Raw genomic sequence first — 20,084 nt, forward strand, 5'->3', positions numbered from 1 at the left:
AAAGAAGAATATCTGCTAAAATAGAAGTGAATGATTTTACAGGGAAGTGCCGGCATGAAGCAAATGTATCCGAAAAACGGGAGAGTTATCCTCCATGTTGATATGAATAGTTTTTATGCTTCGGTTGAGATGGCTTATGATCCCACATTAAAGGGCAAGCCTTTAGCGATCGCAGGCAATCCGGAGGAGAGGCGCGGAATAATCGTGACTTGCAGCTATGAGGCAAGGAGCTTCGGGGTAAAAACCACCATGCCTCTGTGGGAGGCTAAAAAGCTCTGTCCCCAGCTGATTATTATGAAGCCAAATTTTGAGAGATATCGTGCAGCTTCTATGGGAATGTTTGATATATTGCACGAATATTCCACTCTTGTTGAACCTGTATCCATTGATGAAGGATATGTGGACATTACAGACAGCTATGAGTTTGGGAGCCCAATAGAAATTGCTGAGACGATACAGAAGCAGATTTTCCAGCAGCTCGATTTGCCCTGCAGCATCGGTGTTGCTCCCAACAAATTTCTAGCCAAGATGGCTTCTGACATGAAAAAACCAATGGGGATTACAGTTCTTAGAAAAAGAGATGTACCCCATATTTTATGGCCGATGCAAGTGGAAGAAATGCACGGAGTCGGCAAGAAGACCGGGGAAAAGCTGAGAAATCTGAACATCGCCACAATCGGTGAATTGGCAAAAGCGGATGAAATTGTATTAAAAGCAGCCCTGGGGATCAATGGCCCGAGACTGAAACAAAAAGCCAATGGCCAAGATCTTAGGAAAGTTGATCCGGAATCGGCATCCGAATTTAAAAGTGTAGGAAATTCCACCACACTGCCAAGGGATGTTTCGAATCAAAGAGAGCTGCTTCAAGTATTTGAAAAATTGTCTTCACAGGTTTCTTCCAGACTGAAAAGAAAAAAGGTAATGGCGGTTTCTCTGGGGATTACCATTAGGTATAAGGATAGAAAGACCATTACCAGAAGCCGCAAACTGAAGAATCCTATTCAGCAGGATGAAGAAATTTATCGAATGGCAAAGGAGCTTTTTATAAAACATTGGAATGGAAACGCTGTACGGCTGCTGGGCATTACAGGAACAGACCTTGTCGAACCCGATCAGGCAGTTAAACAGCTGGATTTATTCAGTTTTGAAAAAGATGCTAAAAAAGAGCCGTTATTTCAGACAATGGACCTTTTGCGAAAGAAATATGGGGCTAAAATAATTGACAATGCAGGTGCACTTTCGGAAATGAAATTGCCCCGCCCCAAAATCGGCACTGATACCAGCTTTAATAAAGACTTTTTGCAGAGTAGGCCAGGGAAGGGCAGTAAAAAAGATGATATTTCATGAGTTTTTCAGGCGGCTATAAGCTAAACTAAGACAGGAAAGTTGAATAAGAATAGGAATCTTGCTAAAGTAAAGTGGATTCTTTTATTGGATGATGTTCAAATAATCTTAATAAAGATCTTCTTTTTGAACAAGCAATTACACGCTTAAAGGCTGGAAGGGAAGTAATAAAAGATGACGAAATCACAGTTTGGTGTTATCGGCTTAGCCGTAATGGGCAAAAATCTTGCCATGAATATTGAAAGCAGAGGCTACTCTGTATCCGTTTTTAACCGGTCACGCGAAAAAACGGATGAGATGCTTAAGGAAGTCGAAGGAAGAAATTTTAAAGGTACATATACAATTGAGGAGTTTGTTGATTCCCTGGAAAAACCGCGCAAAATCATGCTTATGGTTAAAGCAGGCGGCCCGACAGATGCGACCATTGAGCAGCTAAAGCCTTTATTGGATAAAGGGGATATTTTGATTGATGGCGGAAATACCTTCTTTGTGGACACGCAGCGCCGCAATAAGGAATTAAGCGAGCTGGGCATACACTTCATCGGTACTGGTGTATCCGGCGGTGAAGAAGGCGCATTAAAAGGGCCTTCCATTATGCCTGGCGGCCAAAAAGAAGCCTACGAGCTGGTTGCCCCTATTTTTCAAGATATCGCGGCAAAGGTTAATGGCGAAGCATGCACAACATACATCGGTCCGGATGGGGCAGGCCATTATGTGAAAATGGTCCACAACGGCATTGAATACGGCGATATGCAGCTGATTTCCGAATCTTATTTTCTGTTGAAAAATGTGCTTGGTTTGACTGCTGAAGAGCTTCATGAAGTATTTGCCGATTGGAATAAAGGTGAGCTTGACAGCTATCTTATTGAAATCACCGCTGATATCTTCACGAAAAAAGATGATGAAACCGGCAAGCCGCTGGTAGATGTCATCCTAGACACAGCCGGCCAAAAGGGAACCGGCAAATGGACAAGCCAAAGTGCGCTGGATCTTGGCGTACCGCTTCCAATCATTACTGAATCCGTTTTTGCCCGATTCATCTCTGCCATGAAAGAAGAGCGTGTCAACGCAAGCAAAGTTCTTCGCGGGCCAGCTGCATCGGAATTCACCGGTGATAAAAAAGCCTTTATCGAAAGTGTCCGCAAAGCCCTTTACATGAGCAAAATCTGCTCATACGCACAAGGCTTTGCTCAAATGAGAGCAGCATCCGAAGAATATGGATGGGATCTTAAATACGGCGATATTGCGATGATTTTCCGCGGAGGATGCATTATCCGTGCCCAATTCCTGCAAAAAATTAAGGAAGCATATGACCGTGAGCCTGGTTTAAAGAACCTGCTTCTTGATCCGTATTTCAAGGAAATCGTGGAAAGCTACCAGGATGCTACCCGTGAAATTATCAGTACGGCTGTGAAGAACGGCATCCCTGTACCATGCTTCTCTGCGGCACTGTCCTATTATGACAGCTACCGCACTGAAACTTTGCCTGCAAACCTTCTTCAGGCACAGCGTGATTACTTTGGCGCACACACCTATCAGCGTACAGATAAAGAAGGCATCTTCCATACAAATTGGATGGAGTAATATAAAAAAACAGCGTTCAAAAGGCGCTGTTTTTTTTGTAATTGCAGGAAGCCGGATCATGGTATCCCCTAAACGAACCCCCCTGCCGCGGCAGGGGGGTTCGAAAATTATTTAACACTGTTCAACATCAAGGTCTGTTACAGGCCACCAGAAGAAACCGTCTTTTTCAAGCATCTGGTCTGCTTCTTTTGGACCCATTGAACCGGATTCATAGTTAGGGAAGCCTGCTTCTTTTGTGTTTTCCCATACGTCGGAAATTTTGTCGACAAAGCTCCAGGAAAGGGCCACTTCATCCCAATGGGTAAAGTTGGTTGCATCTCCGCGCATGCAATCATATAAAAGCCTTTCATAAGCTTCAGGCGTATTCATGTCATCGATGCCTTTGTTGGCAAAATTTAATTTTACCGGTGTGGCTTCCATGTTTTGTCCTGATTTTTGGGCATTCAAATATAGAGTAATGCCTTCTTCAGGCTGAATATGGATGACCAGCAGGTTCGGATTTAACGTTTGCTCAGTCTGATAGTATAAGTTCATCGGAATATCCTTGAACTGGATAACAATTTTCGTTGATTTTGCAGCCATTCTTTTTCCAGTACGAATGTAGATTGGTACACCTGCCCAGCGGAAATTGTCAATCATCAGCTTGCCAGCTACAAAAGTTTCGGTGTTTGATTGTTCATCCACCATCGGCTCTTCATTGTATGCAGGGACTTCCTGTCCGTTTAATTGGCCTTTTCCGTACTGGCCGCGGACAAAGTATTCTTTCACCTGGTCCCCTTCAAGCGGACGCATGGCTCTTAATACCTTCACTTTTTCGGATCTGATTTCATCTGTTGTCAGGCGGATTGGCGGCTCCATTGCCAGGAGGGCAACCATTTGCAGCATATGGTTTTGAACCATATCACGAAGGGCGCCGCTTTTTTCATAGTAACGGCCGCGTTCTTCTACACCCAGTACTTCGCTTGATGTAACCTGGATATTTGAGATGTAGCGATTGTTCCATAAAGGTTCGAAAATGGCATTGGCAAAACGGATAACTTCAATATTTTGTACCATATCTTTCCCTAAGTAGTGGTCAATCCGGTAAATTTCATTTTCTGAAAAAGCTTTTCGAATTTGCTTATTAAGCTGTTTCGCTGATTCCAAATCATGACCAAAAGGCTTTTCAATGACAAGGCGCTTAAAGCCATCCACATCCGTCAGTCCATCTGCTTTTAAATGCTCTGCAATGGTACCGAAAAATTCAGGGGCCATGGCAAGGTAAAAAATGCGGTTGCCTTCAAGGGAATAATGAGCATCCAATTTTTCAGCCACACTCTTTAATGCCAAATAGGAGCCTGAATCCGTTACATCGTGCGAATGATAGTAAAAATGAGAAATAAAATCTTCAAGTTCTCCGTTATCTTTAATAGCTGACTCAACAGAGGCTTTGACACTTGCCTGAAACTCTTCATTCGAGAGCGGCCTTCTGGCGATCCCGACTACCGCGAAACGTTCAGACAGCCTGCCTTTTTTGTACAAGCGGTAAAGTGAGGGAAACAATTTTCTTTTAGCCAAATCCCCCGTTGCCCCAAATATCATTATTAATGCGGTCGGTTTTTCGTTTGATTTCACGATTCTAGAACCTCTTTTCGAAAATATTTCTGTATGTAAGGCTGGACTGGCATTTGCCCGCCCGCAGCTTGAATAAAAGCTGTTATATTGCATTCGCAAAAAACGTCTGTACAAGTATAAAATTGTATCTGTTTAAAGCTATTTTCGCAAATATTAAGTTTGCCTTTTTAACATAGTTTCTTTCTAAAGGCCAGGAACTATCCTGTTAAATAAAACAAAAAACAATTGATTTAAATATTCCGCAGTTGCTGTGGTATATTGTTTATATTCGAACTGGCAAGCTCTGACAGATTTTTTTATCCTGACTGCTGGAAAGGAGGTTGTTTTTTCAATGGATGTTTTTTTCTTGGGAACGGGTGCAGGAATTCCAGCTAAACTGAGGAATGTATCTTCGATGGCTTTAAAGCTCCTGGATGAAAGAGGGAGCATTTGGCTTTTTGACTGTGGGGAGGCTACCCAGCATCAAATACTGCATACAAGCATTAAACCGAGGAGAATTGAAAAAATCTTTATTACACATCTGCATGGAGATCATATCTATGGTCTGCCCGGATTGCTCTCCAGCCGCTCTTTTCAGGGCGGTGATACTGAGGTGACTCTCTACGGGCCAAAAGGGCTGAAAGAATATATTGAAGTCTCGCTCTCTGTCAGCGGTACATACCTTAAATACCCTTTGAAAGTTGCTGAAATCAGTGATGGCACTATATTGGATGAAAAAGACTTTAAGGTGGAAGCGCGCTTGCTCGAGCACGGGATTCCTTCATATGGCTACCGGGTTACTGAAAAGGACCGTCCGGGAACATTGCTCGCGGATAAACTTGCAGAAGCGGGAATTAAGCCGGGTCCGATATATAAGAAAATAAAAAATGGCGAAAACATAGAGCTTGAGAATGGGAATATTCTGGAAGCAAAAAACTTTCTGGGCCCGGCTCAAAAGGGCAGAATCATCACGGTGCTGGGAGATACCAGGATTTGCGATGCGGCAATAGAATTAGCGGCTCATGCAGACCTATTAATTCATGAGGCAACCTTCTCACAGGGAGAAGAAAAGCTTGCACACGATTATTTCCATTCGACAACCCGGCAGGCTGCCAAAGTCGCGCGTGAGGCGAATGCAAGGAAGCTTTGTCTGAATCATATCAGTTCACGATATGAACGCCAGGATTGGGAACAGCTTGTGAAGGAATCGCAGACAATTTTCCCCAATACGGTAATTGCTGAGGACTTTAAAGAAATTCATATACCGCTGGATAAAGGAGAGGTGAATTAATTGAAAACTTTCTATGTCGTGCGCCATGCAAAGGCTGAGGGCCAGCCTTTCTCTGCCAGATTGACAGAAAGCGGAAGGGAACAGGCATTAAAATTAATTGATTTCTTTAAAGACAAGGAAATTAATCGCATCTATTCAAGCCCTTTTGTGCGGGCGATGGAAACTATCCGGCCGCTTGCACAGTCGAGAAACCTTGAGATTGTGGAGGAAAGCCGTTTGGGGGAAAGGGTGCTATCCTCCATTCTTTTTGATGATTGGCAGGAGAAGCTTAAGCAAAGCTTTTCCGATTTTGAACTGGTTTTCGAAGGGGGAGAATCCCATTCGTCAGGCATGGAACGAGCTGCTTCCCTGCTGGATGAATTAATCGCTTCCAGTGAAAATCATATCGTTCTGGTCAGTCATGGCAATTTATCCACTTTGCTGCTGCGCTATTTTGATGAAAATGCAGGCTTTGAGCATCTTATGAAGATGAGCAACCCGGATGTTTTCGAGATTAAGGCAGATAGTGAGGGTGCGGCATGGAGGCGGATTTGGAACGAAAAGTAATGTCTGGAAAAATTGAATTTTCAAATTTGGCATTGACGGTTTCCTGCAGGCATAATATAATCACACTTATACTTTAAAACATTATATTAAAAAGCTATGAAGAGACTCTATTAAGTCTTATCTCCCTGTTTATAGAGAGCCAGTGGATGGTGAAAACTGGCACAAAGATAAGATGAATTTCATCTTGGAGCTTATCTTTTCTGCTCAATAGCAGGAAAGACGGTTAATCCGTTATATTTCGAGTGGAAAGTCACATGCTTTCAAAAAGGGTGGTACCGCGTGAATCTGATTCGCGTCCCTTTTGAAGTATGTGGCTTTTTTGTTTTTTTGGGAAAGTTCTAAAAAATGGAAACCCAGCCGGTTTCTATTAAGAAAAGCTCCAGGCGCCAGCTTATCGCCGCCTGGAACCAGGCAGTATCTATATTGTAAATTATGGAGGTACAGGCATGCAGCAAAATGAGCAATGGTCATCGAAGATAGGATTTATTTTAGCCTCGGCCGGTTCGGCAATCGGACTTGGAGCTATCTGGAAGCTTCCGTATGTTACCGGGACAAGCGGTGGTGGAGCATTTATATTATTATTTCTGCTATTTTCACTATTAATTGGTTTTCCGCTTTTGCTGGCTGAGTTTGTGATCGGCCGCAGCACGGGGAAAGAGGCAATCTCGGCATACAAGGATATTGCTCCGGGAACTAAATGGCACTGGATTGGCTACCTTGGCGTATTTACCTGTTTTCTGCTTTTATCGTTTTATAGTGTAATAGGCGGGTGGATTCTGAAGTACATTGTATACGGGGTTACCGGTTCTATGAATGGAGCCGGCAATTATGAAGAGTTATTTGGCACATCCGTGTCAGACTCTGTGTCTGTTGTAGCGGCACAAGGGCTCTTTTTATTAATAACTGTTTTAGTGGTTGCTAAAGGTATCCAGAAGGGTATCGAGCAGGTCAGCAAAATTATGATGCCGGCTTTGTTCCTTTTATTTATTATCTTGATTGCACGATCCCTAACACTGGAAAATGCCATGGAAGGCGTCGCATTCTTCTTAAAGCCTGATTTTTCAAATCTGACGTCTGAAACCGTCCTTTATGCGATGGGTCAATCGTTTTTCTCTCTAAGTGTCGGGGTATCGGTTATGGTAACTTACAGCTCTTATCTATCTAAAAATGAAAATCTGATGCAGCCGGCCTTTTCCGTTGTCGGAATGAATTTGTTTATTTCTATTCTAGCTGGATTGGCTATTTTCCCGGCCGTTTTCTCACTGGGATTTGAGCCGGCTGCAGGTCCTGGTTTATTGTTCATTGTTCTGCCATCTGTTTTTGATCAGATTCTGTTCGGACGAGTGTTCTTGCTCTTATTCCTTGCACTGTTTCTATTTGCAACCTTAACTTCCGCTTTTTCAATGCTTGAGATAGTGGTGGCTGCTCTGACGAATAAGGAGGGAAGAGGCAGAATCCGTGCAGCCTGGCTGACAGGATTGGCAATCTTTATCGTAGGAGTCCCATCTGCACTTTCCTTCAGCAGCCTATCAGATATTTCAATTTTCGGCAAAACGATATTTGACAGTGCTGATTTTCTTGTCAGCAATGTATTAATGCCGGTAGGGGCGCTCTTCATTTCTATTTTTGTTTCATACAAAATGAAGAAGGATCTGCTGAGAAATGAATTGATTCAAGGTTCAAAATCGCTGAATGGAATCTTTTCCGCCTGGTATTTCCTTTTGCGTTATGTAGTGCCTTTGGTTATCATCATTGTATTCCTTGATTCACTGCAGATTATTTAATAGAAAAGGGATGGCGAACCGCCATCCCTTTTCTTTATTTTAATTTCAGAATTTATAACTTTGTATACCTTGAGAGCTGTCTAGCGCAAGCAGCCTGCCCCCTCGAGGTGAGGCCCCACGATGGGGGTCATGCAGACGTTGCCGCAGGTCAAGGAAAGTTGCGGCAGCGATCGCACATCCGAAAGCGGCAGCTTTTTGGGAGGATGTGGCGTTCTTAGTCTGCGTCCCTTCGTGGGCAAGGTGCTTCTGCTTTTCTTTAAATCCAGCCGCGTTCATATTGCTTAGGCGGTTCAATTGCTGCTCCAAGTTCCTTTGCTGCTGTGCGAGGCCAATAAGGGTCCCTCAGCAATTCCCTCGCAATGAAGATTAAATCTGCCCGTCCGTTTTGCAGAATTTCTTCTGCCTGCAGGCCGGATGTAATTAGCCCGACTGCACCAGTCTGAATATTGGCACCTTCCTTAATGGTTTCAGAGAATTTGACCTGGTAGCCCGGGTAGCTATTTATTCTAGCCGGCACTACCGCTCCGGAACTTACGTCAATAAGATCCACTCCCTGCTCCTTCATCCATTTTCCCATTTCTGCATAATCCTCTGCAGTTAACCCCTCATCATGATAATCATGTGCTGATACTCTAACAAACAAAGGCCCACCCCAAACGGTTTTAACTGCTTCAATGACTTCACGGAGGAAACGGTAGCGGTTTTCGGCTGATCCCCCATACTCATCACTTCGTTTATTGCTTAGCGGTGAAAGAAACTCATTGATCAAGTAGCCGTGTGCCGCATGAATTTCAATTACTTCAAAGCCGGCTTTCTTCGCCCTTTCAGCCCCTTTTTTGAATGCCTCCACAGTTTCAGACACTTCTTCTTTTGTCATTTCTTTAGGTGTTTTCATTTTTTCATTAAAAGCAATAGCTGATGGGGCGAGAATTTCCCCTTCGACAGTCGCTTTTCTGCCGGCATGTGCAAGCTGTATCCCAGCTGATGCCCCGTGTTCTTTCATTAGCCCGGTTAATTCTTTCAGGCCTGCGATATGGTCATCGTTCCATATTCCCAGATCCTGCGGAGAAATACGTCCCTGCGGAGTTACAGCAGTTGCCTCCAGGATGATTAATCCCACCTGGCCAACAGCCCGGCTCGTATAATGTGTCCGGTGCCAGTTTTCAACCATGCCGTCTTCATTATGGCTTGAGTACATGCACATCGGTGCCATAACAATTCTGTTCTTAAAGGTGATTCCTTTAATTGTTAAAGGGGAAAAAAGCTTTGTTTCCATAATCAATGCCTCCTTATTTCGCTATCCTAAATATTAAGTATATCAGGTGATTCCGCAAATGAAAAAGAACATGCACTTAGGAAGGTGTTTGCTTACTTCAGCGTTTATTCCTGAGTTCGCTTAATCTATATAATGTACCTCTCCAGACAATGCCGCCCCTTACAAAGGTTAGAATGCTGGCACGAAGTATGGAATAAATAAACAGGAGAGCTGTAATTGGAAATACAACAAACAGAAGCGGGGAAAATTTGGACATTCTTTTTGTAATAATTGTATAAACAACTGCTAAAAAAATGATGTTTACAAGGCTTAAACTGAAAATAACTTTTTCGGCTGAAAAAATTGTGATAAAGGGAAGCACCTGAGAAATGAATGTGCCGGCAATTGCAAACAGAACCATGCTAACCCGGTAATGAAGGCCTGCAAAAGTATTTTTCTCCAATCCTTTGAAGGCCTCTTTTAAGCTTTCATACCATTCAACTTCAATCAGGTTCATCGCCGTTGCAAATTTCTGTTTGAGGCCATTTTGTTTTATTTTCATTCCAAGCATTAAATCATCATCAGGCCGCATTCTTATTGCTTTATGTGTTCCGATTGCTTCATAGGATTGCCTGGATACCATGTTAAATGCCCCAATGCCAATGCCGGTTTTGGAACGTTGATTGTTCGCCAGCCAGGGGCGTTTATAATAGGAAAAACCGAAAAGAAAAAAAGCAATGAACGTGTTGAGCCAGAAACTCCTTCCCATCAAGCTCGGTGCCGCGGTTAAATGGTCAAGGTCATTCTTACTAAAATAATGAACCGCCCTGCTGAGGGCGTCCTTTTTAAATAATACATCAGCATCTGTGAACAAAATTAATTCCCCTGATGACTCCAAATATCCCATGTAAAGGGCATGGTTTTTTCCAAGCCATCCACTGGGAAGAGTCTTGATATCGATACACTTAACCCTTGAATCACTTTTCTGGAGGCGGTCCATGATGCTTCCTGTGCTGTCGGTTGAACGATCATTGACCAATATCCATTCAATGCGTTTATAGCTTTGCTGCAGCTGGGTTTTTAAGCTCTCCTCAAGCCTGGCTTCTTCATTCCTTGCCGCTGTTATGATAGAAAGAAGAGGGCCATCAGTCATCGTATTGCTATCTTCAAGGCGGTCCAGGCTTTTTAGTCCCAGAACGGCATCAATTAGTACTGCAATCCATACAAGGAGGCTTGCGCTTAATAGAATAGTGAGCATTTGCGTGTTTCTCATCCTTTTTTCATAGTTTGCAATAAGAAGACGTAATTACAGGGGAGATGCCCCAGTTAAATTTTCACTGTGCTGCTGAAGCTTTGGCCAAGCCGTCTGGATTGGGCTGTCGCTTCCTTGATGCATTCAATAAAGGCTCGCTGCACCCCGTTTGCTTCAAGCACTTTTACACCTGCTTCTGTGGTGCCGCCGGGGCTTGTTACTTCCTTCCTAAGCTGCTGAGGATCCTTGGCCGACCTGGCCAGCATTTCGGCTGCCCCGATGAGGGTTTGGATGATGAATTCTTTCGCCATCTCCTTTTCGAGCCCGATTTCTTCCGCGCTTTTTTCCATGGCTTCTGCAAGATAATAAATATACGCTGGTCCGCTGCCTGACAGACCTGTCACGGCATCGAGCTGACGTTCCTCAACAAACGCTGACTTTCCCACTGTATCAAAAATGCCTCTTACTGCTTCCATCTGTTCTTTGGTCACTCTTTCATTAGCCGATAAGGCGCTCGCTGACTTTCCGACGGCTGCCGATGTATTCGGCATGGCTCTCACGACTGGCAGCTTTTTTTCCGCCAATAGTTCAATGCTTTCGATTGAAACGCCTGCCAGAACAGAAATGATCAGCATATCTTCCTGTAAATAAGGTTTTATTAGAGTAATGGCATCCGCTGCATCTTTTGGCTTCATCGCTAAAATAACCGTTTCAGCCCCCCTGAACAGTTCACTGTGATTATAAGTTGCCTGAACGCCATAGGCTTTTTGCATGGATTGCAGCTTTTCCCTGCTGCATTTGTTTGTGACCCAAATATTGCTGCCGGTTATGAGCCGGCTTTCAATCATTCCTGATATTAACGCTTCTGCCATTGATCCTGCTCCAACAATAACTAATTTTTTCATTTGCTGTTATTCCTCCTTTATTGATCCAAATGCCGGCTGACTAAAATAAAAAAAGCCTTTCCATCCAGTAAAGGACGAAAAGACTATGCTTCCGCGGTACCACCTTCATTGCCTTTCCTTCTGAGTGCAGCATGCCTGCTGCATCCGCTGTCTTTGAAAAGGCATCTCGATCCCGATAACGCCGGGGGTGCGTTTAGGTTTTCCTAACAGCTCATAAGGCAGGTTCAATGGTCAAGTGGACTGTGAAGCCTTTCAGCCGCTGAGCTTCACTCTCTTTCGCCGTTTTCCATTTACTAATCTTATTCATCGCTATTTTCCTGCTGTCCAATAGTGCAGCTTGGTTTGTGAAATCAAATTTTAATTGTGATTATGCAAGAAGACACGCTTATTTGTCAAGCAGTATTTTCCTATAAAATATTAATAATGTGCAAAAGTTATGTGAAAATAATGACAATTGATAAAAAGAACGGTACACTTATTTTTATATATGAAGATTTCTAAATTATGTTATGGAATTTCGGTAATTTGTACGCATGGCAAATGCTGATATTTTAAGGGTAAAACAAGTTGGTTTATCTAAAGGGCATATGGACTGTATGACTTGGATGGCCTGCGGAAGTATATAAAAAAACAGCTTTATTTTATTTAAATATAGTGATTTAGGGGGATTGTTAAAATGGCAAATTGGAAGAATGGAATTGCAAAGCTTGTTATCCCGACACCTTTTCCTGTCGGTGACGTTAATGTATATGCAGTGAAAGGGGAAAAGCTGACTCTTGTTGATGCCGGCCCTAAAACGGATGAAGCATGGGAAGCCTTAAAATCCCAGCTTAAAGAGCTGAATTTAACTCCCGGTGATTTTGAACAGGTTGTCCTCACACATCATCATCCCGATCATGCCGGGCTGCTTGACTTTTTCCCTGATAATCTCGATGTGTTCGGGCACCGGGTTAACCAAAGGTGGCTGTCCCGGACGGACCAATTTCTAAAATTTCATGATGAATTTTACATAAAACTGTTCAATGAATTTGGGATTCCTGAAAGTTATTTTTCCTTTATAAATAAGATGAAAAAGACTCTGCGCTATTCCTGCAATCGTACTCTGACGGGCGAACTGGAGGAAGGCAGGCAGCCTGAAGGGCTGGACGATTGGACGGTAATGGAGACACCCGGGCATGCACAGAGCCATATAGGTTTGTTCAGGGAGAAAGATGGTGTATTTCTTGGAGGAGACCATTTGCTTGCACACATTTCTCCTAATCCCATCCTGGAGCCGCCGCTTCCCGGCAATACGGAACGGCCAAAGCCGCAGATTCAGTATAATGAGTCGCTGAAAAAGCTGCAGCAGCTTCCAATATCCCTTTTTTACTCTGGACATGGCGAGGATATTACAAATGTGAATGAGTTAATAAACGAAAGGCTTGGCCGGCAGCATGAGCGGGCAATGAAAGTAAAGGCATGGCTCGAGTCCGAATCGCTCACTGTTTTTGAAGTGTGCCGCCGCCTTTTTCCGAAAGTTTATGAGAAGGAGCTTTCCCTGACGATTTCCGAAACGGTTGCTCAGCTTGACTATTTACATTCAATAGGAGAGATTTATATAAATAAAGAGGAGGAAGCATTCTTGTATTCCGCATCAAAAGAGGTGGTTTGATTTGTCAGACAGATTAAAGAATAAAAATGTGATTATTACAGGTGCATCCGGAGGGATCGGGGCCCAGATGGCTGTCCTTTGTGCCGAGAGGGGAGCGAACCTTGTCCTTCTTGCCCGCAGTTTTGACAAATTGCAGGAACTGCAGGCAGATTTGCTTAGGCGTTTTTCAGTGGATGTTTACATACATAAACTTGATGTTTCGGACACTGACGAGGTCTCGGCTGTTTTTTCCGAGGTACTTGCCCGGTTTGATCATATAGATGTTCTTGTGAATAATGCCGGGTTCGGCGTTTTCCGGGAAGCGCATGAAGCAAACGTTGAAGAAATAAAGGGAATGTTTGATGTAAATGTAGTTGGTTTAATGGCTTGCACCAGCATGGTGCTGCCGGTGATGAGGAAGCAGAGGAGCGGCCATATTATCAACATCGCCTCACAGGCGGGCAAAATTGCCACACCGAAATCCAGTGTCTATTCCGCAACCAAGCATGCTGTTCTTGGCTATACGAACAGCCTTCGGATGGAGCTGGCTGACAGCAATGTCTTTGTGACTGCTGTTAATCCCGGACCGATTGAGACAAACTTCTTCAATATTGCCGATGAAAAAGGCACATATGTGAAAAATGTCAGCAAATTTATGCTTAAGCCCGAATATGTTGCGCTCAAGGTAGTTAATGCAATGCTCCGGCCGGTCAGGGAAATTAATCTTCCTCGGTGGATGAATGCGGGAAGCATCGTCTATACACTTTTTCCAGGGCTTTTCGAAAAAATTGGAAAGCGTGCATTCAATCAGAAATGAAAAGAAGCCGGAGCAATCGCTTTGGCTTCTTTTTCATTCAAAAATATGGTGAACCAGTAATATACCCGTATACCACATCATTTACTATTTCATGCAGCTCGCTGTCTGCTTCTTTATTTTTCTCCTCTATTACTTTATTGAATATCTCTGCAAATTCCCTGCTCTCAAACGAAATGGAATGGCTGTCCTCGTTATATTGCTTTAAACAGTTTTGAACCATTTTATATATCAGTTTTTTGTTCATTATTTTTGCACCTCAAGCTGATTATACTGGCTTCTGGTAATATCGGCACCTGGCAAAAGAACCTGTTTTAAGAAAAAACGCGTAAAATTTCCATTGAAACCGAACGCATATTCGCTTAATATAATGGGTATACATATATAGAACGGATGTTCTTGTTTGTTTTTATTGGATTCAGGAGCTGCCGGCCAGCATAAGCAGGTACGGCGCCTTGCGCTTTTCTGAAGGAGGATGTCGATGTCATGGTTGATTACAGCGCAATGCCGAATAATCAAATTTTGTGTGTTGATATGAAGAGCTTTTATGCAAGCTGTTCTGCTGTCATGCTTGGTCTGGATCCTCTTGATTGCTATCTTGTAATTGCCGGGAATGTGGAACGGAAGGGCAGCGTTGTTCTGGCTGCCTCTCCGCGAATGAAAAAAGAGTTTGGGATAAAGACAGGGGCCCGGCTTTTTGAGGTTCCAAATGATCCGCGCATTAGAATTGAGGAGCCGAAAATGGCGACTTATTTAAGAATCTCCACTGAAATCACCAGGGTGTTTAACCGTTATGTCCCCAAGGAAGCCATCCATACCTACAGTGTCGATGAAAGTTTTATAAAAGTAGACGGTGCAGTGCATCTCTGGGGTGATGCCCAGACAATTGCCTGGAAAATAAAAGATGATATTGAACGGGAATTTCAGCTCCCCTGTGCCATAGGAATAGGGCCTAATTTGCTTATGTCAAAGCTCTGCCTGGATCTTGAGGCGAAAAAAAAGGGGGTTGCTGAATGGACGTACGAAGATGTGAAAGCAAAGCTGTGGAATGTATCCCCTTTAAGGGAAATGTGGGGCATCGGCCGCCGTGTTGAAAAGACATTGAATGGAATGGGGATTTTTACAGTTGGACAGCTTGCCCGCTATGATCTGGCTAAGCTTGAAAAAAAGTTTGGGATTATGGGCAATCAGCTCTATCACCATGCATGGGGTATTGATCTGTCGGAAATAGGGGCACCGATCATGGAAGGGCAGATCAGCTTTGGGAAAAGCCAGATTTTACTGAGGGATTATAAAGAGGAAAAGGAAATTAAGCATGTGGTCCTTGAGATGTGTGAGGAAGTGGCAAGAAGGGCCCGCAGCCACCGCAAAGCCGGAAGGACCATCAGTTTTGGCCTTGGCTACAGCCAGGATGAATTTGGAGGAGGCTTTTACCGCTCAAGGACAGTTGACCAGCCAACCAATATTACGATGGATCTTTATCGCGTTTGCCTCGAGCTTTTTGACGAGAATTATGAGGGCAAAACAGTGCGTCAGATTTCCATTTCCCTCGGCAATATTACGGATGACAGCGAAATGCAGCTGAATCTGTTCGATTTGGATGGCTGGAAAAAAAGGGAGCTCGGCTACACAGTGGACCGGATCCGCTCCAAGTTTGGAGGAGGAGCTTTGCTAAGAGCCGTCTCTTATACAAGCGCAGGAACCGCCAAGCACCGTGCGACATTGGTTGGCGGCCATAAGATGTAAAAGGGGGTCAGCTCATGATTCGCGATCGGGGCAGAATAAAATGGACTTCTATGATGCTGCCGGAACATGTAAAGCTCTTGAGAGACTGGGCAGAGGAAGATACGTACGAGCAAAAGCGGGAATTGGATGAGCAGAAATTTGAATATATGAATGAAATTCTTTCGGAGGCAATGGAATTTCAAAAAAGCGTTACACTTACTCATTACAGGGGCAGAAATTATGAACTGGTCATCGGGAGCATCCATTACTGGGATGAACTTGGCCAAAAGCTTCATATTGTTGATCGATTTGGGGAGATTCACCGTATTTCCATTAACGCTATAGCGGATGCGCGGTTCACGGAAGAATAGAGCTGTCTGAACTGGATGAATTTAAAACGGGTAGTTTTTGGGCGCGGGAAGCACCTTAACAGCAGGGGGGTGTAAGAAATATGCCTAGAGGAAAAGAACTGGAACAGCTGCCGATGGCTAATATCGCACCAGGGGCAGGAGAAGACAGTACGGACAGGGACCGGGAAATGCTACAGGGGATTGTACAGGATGAAAGAGCAACACCCGCAGGAATAAAAAATGAAAAAAAACGGGGATGACTGTCCCCGTTTTCCACCCTTATTGCTTGTCGTCGAGAGCTTTCTCCGCACGGACACAGGATTGGAAAGTTCCTTTATGAGTGCCGTCACAAAATGGGATTTTTTGGGACCTCCCGCAGCGGCAAAGGGAGAAGGTTTGTTTTGTTTCAAATTTATTGCCATCCATATCAATTAACTCTACATCACCTGTTACACGCAGCGATCCATTATCCATTACTTTAATCTGCGCCTTTGACATATCCAATCATCCTTTCACATTTTGGTGGCTGAATAAGCAACTGTCTCTTTCAGAAGCATGTTATTCCTATCTGTGTTAAAATACAGCATATGCAAAGGGGAGGTAGTTTTAAACATGGAAATTGCATTAACTGAATTGGCGGCTGAAAAATTGTCCGAACGGATTGCCGGCAAAGATGGATTCATAAAACTAAAGTATGATATAGATGGCTGCGGCTGTGTAGTAAGCGGGGTAACGGCTCTCTGGCTTGTTAATGACCTGGATGAAGATGACAGGGAAATTAAAACGAACGCTGGCAGCATATATGCGGAAAAATCAAAGGAAGTATTTTTGGATGACGATTTAACAATAGACTTTTCAGTGAAAGCAAATTGCTTTCAGTTAAAAAGCCCAAATCAGTATTTAAACCCTAGGATGAGCTTTATTGATAAAACAAAATAATGATGTAGCAGGCGGCCGCTGAGGGAAGGCGGTCTTTTTTAATAGGTTACATAGGTAAAAATACCCTTCCAAAATTCTGGAAAATAAGGTTTTAATATATTAGTAAAAGGTTACAGGCTAAATAGAATAACAATAACAAAGATGTTTTGTCATTATTGGTGAAGAGAGAGTGCTGATGGGGGGAGATTCGAATGAAGCAGAAGTTATTTTTGCTGGCGGCAGCTTTCCTGATGCTGTCAGGGTGCAGTACAGCAACAATGGGCCAGGCGATTGATGATGGAATTCCATTCAACGTAAAAGAAGTCTTACATAAAGAAAAAGTAAAAGATGGAGTCATACTGCTGTATTTAACGCAGCAGAATGATGGACAAAACGAGGTCGAGGCCATGGCGGCTGCCTATTTGAAGGGCAGTGACAAAAAAGGCTGGAAAAATGAAGGCCATAACCATTGGGAATATTATGAGAATGAACATATGACCGTTTATAAAGATACTTTTTATGATTACGATAAGGAAGGTAAATTAGAAAACAGATTACCGATTATTTTTGGCGAGATTCAGAGCGGAGATATAAAAAAAGTAGAGGTGGCCGGCAAGGAAGAGAAATTTGAAGAAGCGGCTATTATTAAAAAAGAAAACAAACGCTATTATTTTAAAATGGGAGATTTTCATACTGCAAGAGGGCTGTCGGCAGAGGGCAAGGAAATCATAAAGAAAAAGAAAAATTAGAGGATCCTATATGAAGCAGCTGGCTCACATTGAAGCCAGCTGTTTCTATTGTGATAAAGTATCTTTGCTGCTGACATACTGATCCAAAAACTCGTCGATGACTTTTTCATAATCTTCTCTGTTTTCATTGAAGGATTGGGCATGGATTCCATTGACAGCAAGGTAAAGTTGTTTAGGGCCTTTTTTCTTCTCGTATAAAGCCTCGGACATGGTCGGCAAAATAAAATCATCTTTTTCACTGTGTATGAACAGGATGGGTTTCTTTATATTTTCAATTACAGAAATAGGCGATACATCTGCGATGGAGTACTTCTCACGCATCCGCAGAAATAGATCGGCAACAGGCAAAAAGAGCTTTGGAGACAGCCTCATTTCTGCTTTCAGACGGTAAGCCAGCTGCTCTTTAAAGTCTGAAAAAGGGCAATCGGCGATGTAAAAGTCGGCACCGTCTTCGAGCATTCCCGCATAGAGGATCATTGTAGCAGCTCCCATGCTTTCGCCATGAATGCCAATCTGAATAGTTGGCCCTTTTTCCGCTTTAAGCCAATCAATAATTGCTTTTAAATCAAACTTTTCATAATGCCCGTAACTTGTCGTTCTTCCTCCGGATTCTCCGTGGCGGCGATGATCATAGATAACCGCATTAAATCCCCGGTCCAAAAAAAGGTTCATATATTTAATCGAGTTCATTTTATTTTCCGTAACCCCGTGGGAAATAACAATATAGCGACTATTTTTATGCGGTTCGACAGCCACAGCTTTTAAGTTATAGCCAAATGGGGAGGGAATAAGCACTTCTCTTTTTGGCAGGCTTTCATACTTGATAAGATCAAGTCTGCCGGACTCCTTCTCCCTTTCTAAAATAAAGTCATCTTCCTTCTTTCTCATAAACATAAGCCTATTGGTAAAATAGACGCCGAGTGATGAAAGAAAGAGTACGATGGAAAATAAATAACGTAAAAACCTTCTCAAACCCATCCCTCCATCTTTTTTCTTTATTTTACCATTCCGGATAAAATTAAAACAGAGATGTGAGCCGGGACATGCAGAAATTTCAGAAGGAATCTCGGCATGAAAAAAGCCGCTTTTCGGCGGCTTATTGCTTTGCGTTTTGTCTTTTAGTTGGATGAATTGCCTTTTCTAAATCCTCGGCAGCAATCGTCTGGTTTACTGTATCGGAATTCGGCTTTCCCTTCTAGCTATATCCTTTATCACGTTTTTGGCTCATCGGATAATCCCCCTTCTAATAGGCTTCAGCTGATTTGAGTTCGTCAGCTGCTTTAGCAGTTGCTTTCATCTAATAAGATGCTATAAGAAAGGGCGTATTATTCATCTTAAGAAGCTGCTATTGAACAGTTTGAGCGTTCAGCCTGAAATAGGTGCTTTCAATCGGCCTGGAAAGATGAGGCTGAACAATTTTTACCGCTTCAAGTAATTGATCAAGATTAACATTGGTTTCAATTCCCATACGCTCTAGCATATACACAACATCTTCAGTTGCCGCATTGCCTGCAGCGCCCGGGGCAAATGGGCATCCGCCAAGTCCTCCGGCGGAAGTGTCAAAGCGGTCGACACCTGCCTGTAAGGCTGCAAAAATATTAGTGAGGGCCATTTTTCTTGTGTCATGAAAATGTGCAGCCAGCAGGGTAGTTGGAAACTCTTCTTTTAAACGGGAAAAAAGCCCGTGCGATTCATGGGGAGCAGCCATCCCGATAGTATCTGCCACGCTTAATTCATCAGCCCCTGCGTCAACAAATTGACGGCATAGCCCAACTGTATCTTCAGGGTCGATTGCTCCTTCATACGGGCAATGAAATGCCGTAGAGATGCAGGCGCGGACAAAGTAACCTTTCTCCTTCAGTTCTCCGATAATCGGCTTTAGTTCATCCATGCTTTCCTGAGTGGATTTATTAATATTTTTCTTATTAAATGTATTGCTTACACCGACGAAAACGGCAACGGCCCGGCATTCAGTCATATATATCCTTTCAATGCCCTTGCGGTTTGGGGCCAGCACGATATCCCTTGTATTTGCATCAAGGCAATCTGCCGTAATTTCAGTTGCATCCCCCATCTGCGGAACCCACTTAGGAGACACAAATGAAGTAAGCTCCAATTCTGTTAATCCTGCATTTTTTAAACTTCTAATAAAGTCTTTCTTGACTTCGGTGGGTACAAAGGACTTTTCATTTTGCAGTCCATCCCGAGGGCCAACTTCAATGATGGTTACTTTATTTGGAATTGCAAGCGTCATGTTTTCCTCTCCCGTTTCATATTTTAGATTGTGCCTGGTAAGCGCTTTCTTAAAAAGGTTAAATCCCTTGAATTTATTGTAGTAGGAAAG

At 43.3% G+C, this 20,084-nt stretch carries 20 protein-coding genes and 2 other annotated features; of the genes, 12 read left to right on the top strand and 8 right to left on the bottom strand.

The features are described 5' to 3' along the window. Nucleotides 1–54 precede the first annotated feature (54 nt). Entirely contained in the window at nt 55–1,347 is a 1,293-nt protein-coding gene (locus tag MKY20_RS10485) for a DNA polymerase IV (RefSeq protein ID WP_034296531.1), read from the top strand. Between the two features lie 171 nt (nt 1,348–1,518). Continuing rightward, complete coding sequence (gndA, locus tag MKY20_RS10490) at nt 1,519–2,928, top strand: NADP-dependent phosphogluconate dehydrogenase (RefSeq protein WP_009332861.1); 1,410 nt, start codon at nt 1,519–1,521, stop codon at nt 2,926–2,928. A gap of 111 nt (nt 2,929–3,039) precedes the next feature. Here gndA and zwf read toward each other — a convergent pair whose 3' ends face one another. After that, complete coding sequence (gene zwf, locus MKY20_RS10495) at nt 3,040–4,542, bottom strand: glucose-6-phosphate dehydrogenase (RefSeq protein ID WP_019380210.1); 1,503 nt, start codon at nt 4,540–4,542, stop codon at nt 3,040–3,042. 331 nt (nt 4,543–4,873) lie between these two features. On the opposite strand from zwf, the gene rnz reads away from it, so the two are divergent. The 3 genes from rnz to MKY20_RS10510 all read left to right on the top strand — a co-directional run bounded on the left by rnz (nt 4,874) and on the right by MKY20_RS10510 (nt 8,142). Then, nucleotides 4,874–5,812: a ribonuclease Z gene (rnz, locus tag MKY20_RS10500; RefSeq protein WP_251175092.1), complete on the top strand. Its 939-nt coding sequence runs from the start codon at nt 4,874–4,876 to the stop codon at nt 5,810–5,812. Next, complete coding sequence (locus tag MKY20_RS10505; RefSeq protein ID WP_009332858.1) at nt 5,813–6,358, top strand: histidine phosphatase family protein; 546 nt, start codon at nt 5,813–5,815, stop codon at nt 6,356–6,358. An 87-nt stretch (nt 6,359–6,445) separates the two neighbouring features. Beyond that, nucleotides 6,446–6,661: a binding site (T-box leader), on the top strand. A 143-nt stretch (nt 6,662–6,804) separates the two neighbouring features. Next, a complete protein-coding gene (locus MKY20_RS10510) occupies nt 6,805–8,142 on the top strand; it encodes a sodium-dependent transporter (protein ID WP_009332857.1) in 1,338 nt (445 codons plus the stop codon). 256 nt (nt 8,143–8,398) lie between these two features. Here MKY20_RS10510 and namA read toward each other — a convergent pair whose 3' ends face one another. The 3 genes from namA to proC all read right to left on the bottom strand — a co-directional run bounded on the left by namA (nt 8,399) and on the right by proC (nt 11,554). Further along, nucleotides 8,399–9,418 carry an NADPH dehydrogenase NamA gene (gene namA, locus MKY20_RS10515; protein ID WP_009332856.1) on the bottom strand — a complete coding sequence of 340 codons (1,020 nt, stop codon included), beginning with the start codon at nt 9,416–9,418 and terminating at the stop codon, nt 8,399–8,401. A 97-nt stretch (nt 9,419–9,515) separates the two neighbouring features. Then, nucleotides 9,516–10,655, bottom strand: coding sequence for a glycosyltransferase (locus MKY20_RS10520; RefSeq protein ID WP_251175093.1), 1,140 nt, complete (start codon nt 10,653–10,655; stop codon nt 9,516–9,518). 68 nt (nt 10,656–10,723) lie between these two features. Further along, entirely contained in the window at nt 10,724–11,554 is an 831-nt protein-coding gene (gene proC, locus MKY20_RS10525) for a pyrroline-5-carboxylate reductase (RefSeq protein ID WP_009332854.1), read from the bottom strand. A gap of 67 nt (nt 11,555–11,621) precedes the next feature. Further along, nucleotides 11,622–11,870: a binding site (T-box leader), on the bottom strand. Nucleotides 11,871–12,230: 360 nt separating this feature from the next. Between proC and MKY20_RS10530 the strand changes: the two genes are divergently transcribed. Beyond that, nucleotides 12,231–13,205, top strand: coding sequence for an MBL fold metallo-hydrolase (locus MKY20_RS10530; RefSeq protein ID WP_009332853.1), 975 nt, complete (start codon nt 12,231–12,233; stop codon nt 13,203–13,205). 1 nt (nt 13,206) lies between these two features. After that, nucleotides 13,207–14,001 carry an SDR family NAD(P)-dependent oxidoreductase gene (locus MKY20_RS10535; protein ID WP_009332852.1) on the top strand — a complete coding sequence of 265 codons (795 nt, stop codon included), beginning with the start codon at nt 13,207–13,209 and terminating at the stop codon, nt 13,999–14,001. A gap of 37 nt (nt 14,002–14,038) precedes the next feature. Here MKY20_RS10535 and MKY20_RS10540 read toward each other — a convergent pair whose 3' ends face one another. Beyond that, nucleotides 14,039–14,245, bottom strand: coding sequence for a YqzH family protein (locus MKY20_RS10540; RefSeq protein WP_009332851.1), 207 nt, complete (start codon nt 14,243–14,245; stop codon nt 14,039–14,041). 239 nt (nt 14,246–14,484) lie between these two features. Between MKY20_RS10540 and MKY20_RS10545 the strand changes: the two genes are divergently transcribed. The 3 genes from MKY20_RS10545 (at nt 14,485) to MKY20_RS10555 (ending at nt 16,333) form a co-directional block, all read left to right on the top strand. Continuing rightward, nucleotides 14,485–15,744 (top strand): Y-family DNA polymerase, encoded by a 1,260-nt coding sequence (locus MKY20_RS10545; protein ID WP_009332850.1) that lies wholly within the window; start codon nt 14,485–14,487, stop codon nt 15,742–15,744. 14 nt (nt 15,745–15,758) lie between these two features. Continuing rightward, on the top strand, nt 15,759–16,094 hold the full coding sequence (locus tag MKY20_RS10550) for a YolD-like family protein (protein ID WP_009332849.1): 336 nt from the start codon (nt 15,759–15,761) through the stop codon (nt 16,092–16,094). A gap of 80 nt (nt 16,095–16,174) precedes the next feature. Further along, nucleotides 16,175–16,333: a hypothetical protein gene (locus MKY20_RS10555; RefSeq protein ID WP_019380330.1), complete on the top strand. Its 159-nt coding sequence runs from the start codon at nt 16,175–16,177 to the stop codon at nt 16,331–16,333. Nucleotides 16,334–16,352: 19 nt separating this feature from the next. On the opposite strand, the gene MKY20_RS10560 is transcribed toward MKY20_RS10555, so the two are convergent. Next, nucleotides 16,353–16,571: a CDGSH iron-sulfur domain-containing protein gene (locus MKY20_RS10560; RefSeq protein ID WP_009332847.1), complete on the bottom strand. Its 219-nt coding sequence runs from the start codon at nt 16,569–16,571 to the stop codon at nt 16,353–16,355. Nucleotides 16,572–16,685: 114 nt separating this feature from the next. Here MKY20_RS10560 and MKY20_RS10565 point away from each other — a divergent pair, with 114 nt between their 5' ends. Continuing rightward, nucleotides 16,686–17,012, top strand: coding sequence for an iron-sulfur cluster biosynthesis family protein (locus MKY20_RS10565; protein ID WP_009332846.1), 327 nt, complete (start codon nt 16,686–16,688; stop codon nt 17,010–17,012). Between the two features lie 191 nt (nt 17,013–17,203). Then, on the top strand, nt 17,204–17,740 hold the full coding sequence (locus MKY20_RS10570; protein ID WP_009332845.1) for a hypothetical protein: 537 nt from the start codon (nt 17,204–17,206) through the stop codon (nt 17,738–17,740). Nucleotides 17,741–17,785: 45 nt separating this feature from the next. On the opposite strand, the gene MKY20_RS10575 is transcribed toward MKY20_RS10570, so the two are convergent. Together MKY20_RS10575 and MKY20_RS10580 are read right to left on the bottom strand one after the other, a co-directional pair. Continuing rightward, nucleotides 17,786–18,712, bottom strand: coding sequence for an alpha/beta hydrolase (locus MKY20_RS10575; RefSeq protein WP_009332844.1), 927 nt, complete (start codon nt 18,710–18,712; stop codon nt 17,786–17,788). 373 nt (nt 18,713–19,085) lie between these two features. Next, nucleotides 19,086–19,994 (bottom strand): hydroxymethylglutaryl-CoA lyase, encoded by a 909-nt coding sequence (locus tag MKY20_RS10580; RefSeq protein WP_071157015.1) that lies wholly within the window; start codon nt 19,992–19,994, stop codon nt 19,086–19,088. Nucleotides 19,995–20,084: the final 90 nt, after the last annotated feature.

Origin of the sequence: Cytobacillus sp. FSL W8-0315, from assembly GCF_038002905.1 — a bacterium.
GTDB classification, from domain to species: domain Bacteria; phylum Bacillota; class Bacilli; order Bacillales; family Cytobacillaceae; genus Cytobacillus; species Cytobacillus pseudoceanisediminis.

What these genes read in the sequence shown, in the direction of transcription:
- MKY20_RS10485 (WP_034296531.1), top strand. Translation starts at nt 55, where the DNA reads ATGAAGCAAATGTATCCGAAAAACGGGAGAGTTATCCTCCATGTTGAT.
- gndA (WP_009332861.1), top strand. Translation starts at nt 1,519, where the DNA reads ATGACGAAATCACAGTTTGGTGTTATCGGCTTAGCCGTAATGGGCAAA.
- rnz (WP_251175092.1), top strand. Translation starts at nt 4,874, where the DNA reads ATGGATGTTTTTTTCTTGGGAACGGGTGCAGGAATTCCAGCTAAACTG.
- MKY20_RS10510 (WP_009332857.1), top strand. Translation starts at nt 6,805, where the DNA reads ATGCAGCAAAATGAGCAATGGTCATCGAAGATAGGATTTATTTTAGCC.
- namA (WP_009332856.1), bottom strand. Translation starts at nt 9,418, where the DNA reads ATGGAAACAAAGCTTTTTTCCCCTTTAACAATTAAAGGAATCACCTTT.
- MKY20_RS10520 (WP_251175093.1), bottom strand. Translation starts at nt 10,655, where the DNA reads ATGCTCACTATTCTATTAAGCGCAAGCCTCCTTGTATGGATTGCAGTA.
- proC (WP_009332854.1), bottom strand. Translation starts at nt 11,554, where the DNA reads ATGAAAAAATTAGTTATTGTTGGAGCAGGATCAATGGCAGAAGCGTTA.
- MKY20_RS10530 (WP_009332853.1), top strand. Translation starts at nt 12,231, where the DNA reads ATGGCAAATTGGAAGAATGGAATTGCAAAGCTTGTTATCCCGACACCT.
- MKY20_RS10540 (WP_009332851.1), bottom strand. Translation starts at nt 14,245, where the DNA reads ATGAACAAAAAACTGATATATAAAATGGTTCAAAACTGTTTAAAGCAA.
- MKY20_RS10545 (WP_009332850.1), top strand. Translation starts at nt 14,485, where the DNA reads ATGGTTGATTACAGCGCAATGCCGAATAATCAAATTTTGTGTGTTGAT.
- MKY20_RS10550 (WP_009332849.1), top strand. Translation starts at nt 15,759, where the DNA reads ATGATTCGCGATCGGGGCAGAATAAAATGGACTTCTATGATGCTGCCG.
- MKY20_RS10555 (WP_019380330.1), top strand. Translation starts at nt 16,175, where the DNA reads ATGCCTAGAGGAAAAGAACTGGAACAGCTGCCGATGGCTAATATCGCA.
- MKY20_RS10560 (WP_009332847.1), bottom strand. Translation starts at nt 16,571, where the DNA reads ATGTCAAAGGCGCAGATTAAAGTAATGGATAATGGATCGCTGCGTGTA.
- MKY20_RS10565 (WP_009332846.1), top strand. Translation starts at nt 16,686, where the DNA reads ATGGAAATTGCATTAACTGAATTGGCGGCTGAAAAATTGTCCGAACGG.
- MKY20_RS10570 (WP_009332845.1), top strand. Translation starts at nt 17,204, where the DNA reads ATGAAGCAGAAGTTATTTTTGCTGGCGGCAGCTTTCCTGATGCTGTCA.
- MKY20_RS10580 (WP_071157015.1), bottom strand. Translation starts at nt 19,994, where the DNA reads ATGACGCTTGCAATTCCAAATAAAGTAACCATCATTGAAGTTGGCCCT.